The 1,252-nt window shown below is 55.6% G+C and carries 3 protein-coding genes; 1 reads left to right on the top strand and 2 read right to left on the bottom strand.

Features of this window, described 5'->3' with window-relative positions; genetic code table 11:
- Nucleotides 1-181: 181 nt before the first annotated feature.
- Nucleotides 182-313 carry a hypothetical protein gene (locus ABNX41_RS21815; RefSeq protein WP_438671775.1) on the bottom strand — a complete coding sequence of 44 codons (132 nt, stop codon included), beginning with the start codon at nt 311-313 and terminating at the stop codon, nt 182-184.
- Between the two features lie 116 nt (nt 314-429).
- Between ABNX41_RS21815 and ABNX41_RS21810 the strand changes: the two genes are divergently transcribed.
- The gene (locus ABNX41_RS21810) at nt 430-747 is read left to right on the top strand and encodes an Arc family DNA-binding protein (protein WP_438671776.1); all 318 of its coding nucleotides are present in this window, start codon (nt 430-432) and stop codon (nt 745-747) included.
- Here ABNX41_RS21810 and ABNX41_RS21805 read toward each other — a convergent pair.
- Nucleotides 707-1,033, bottom strand: coding sequence for a Rha family transcriptional regulator (locus ABNX41_RS21805; RefSeq protein WP_438671774.1), 327 nt, complete (start codon nt 1,031-1,033; stop codon nt 707-709). The genes ABNX41_RS21810 and ABNX41_RS21805 overlap by 41 nt on opposite strands.
- Nucleotides 1,034-1,252: the final 219 nt, after the last annotated feature.

The following is a 1,252-nucleotide window of genomic DNA, read 5'->3' as shown; positions in this document are numbered from 1 at the left end:
CGCGAAGCACGTCCTTGTGCATCTTGCCGAAGTTGTGCGCGACCTCACGGCTCGAAGCCATCAGCGCACCGTCACGCTGCACGATCTCGATGCCATTGAAATCCGCAGGGTTTGCGGGCATATTCATTCCTGAACTCCATCATACTGTGGTTCATGAAAGGCTGTCGGGGGTCGCCAAACCTTACCCGGCAGCCTTTTCGCTTTCCTGTTCCGCTTCCTTCGCCTCGCTCAACAGGTGAACGATCAGGTTGTTGGCGGAACGGCCTTCACGCTTGGCTTTCTGGTCCACCCACTCTTTCAGGTCGTCGGTCATCCGAAGTCCGAAGGGGGTACGTCTCTGCTTCATCTCTCCACCTTAGTTACCAATGGTCGATAGCTACCACAGGTCGCCAATTGCTCGCAGCAGAAAAATTGACTACCACTGGTCGCATGGTTGACGAATCCAAGTATCCTACACGCATCGCTCCCTACGGCCTCCGTATCCCACCCGATCTAAAGGTGCGGATACAGACCGCTGCGGATGCTAACTCTCGGACAATGCATTCAGAAATCCTTGCTGCGCTTGAGGAAAAGTTCCCGGCTCAACCTCAGCTTAGTAACGTCGAGAGTTCGCTTGTCCTTCTCAAGTTTGCCTTGCTGCGCGACAACCCTGATCGGGCCAAGACTCTGATGGCTCTACGTGAGCTTGAGGAAGATCTGAAAGACCTCAAGAAGCACATTTACAGGGGCCTGAAAGCCGAAGACTGATCTTCCAGTCCATCGCCTTCTTGCCGGTGAAACCCATGACCAGCATCGAATACCCGTCGCGGGTCATTTCATACATCTGGTAGGTTTGGCCGTTCTGGGCATCGACATAGGGGGTCTGCTCAAAATTGAGCATACCCCAGTCCGGGTTTGCATCGACCAGCGCGCGGATGTCGCGCATGACGTTGCGATGCTCCTTCTCGAACGCCTCCGCGATGATGCGGCTGTTGGTGCGGAGATTTTCGTTGACGAGATCGTTGAAATCTCGCGGGTTCACTGGCATATTCATGCGCAGATCCTTCTATTAGCGTGGATGTTTCATCGAAGGCGTCGGGCGTGTGGTAGCTCCCGGCGCCTTTACTTTTGGTCGGCGGCCTCTGACGCCATCTTCTCTTGAAGCAACAGAATGATCCGGGCGTTCTCCGAGATCCCTGCCGCATCAGCCGTTTCCTGGACCCACCGCTTCACCCGCAGGGGCATCCGCAACGTCGTCCGGGTTGTTTCGGCT

This window comes from Pseudogemmobacter sonorensis (genome assembly GCF_042762395.1).
GTDB lineage: Bacteria > Pseudomonadota > Alphaproteobacteria > Rhodobacterales > Rhodobacteraceae > Pseudogemmobacter > Pseudogemmobacter sonorensis.
The sequence above is the reverse complement of the archived record's forward strand: the minus strand, read 5'-3'. Positions and strand labels throughout refer to the sequence as shown.

Coding starts and splice junctions, on each gene's coding strand:
- ABNX41_RS21815 (WP_438671775.1), bottom strand. CDS start 313: ATGACCGACGACCTGAAAGAGTGGGTGGACCAGAAAGCCAAGCGTGAA.
- ABNX41_RS21810 (WP_438671776.1), top strand. CDS start 430: ATGGTTGACGAATCCAAGTATCCTACACGCATCGCTCCCTACGGCCTC.
- ABNX41_RS21805 (WP_438671774.1), bottom strand. CDS start 1,033: ATGAATATGCCAGTGAACCCGCGAGATTTCAACGATCTCGTCAACGAA.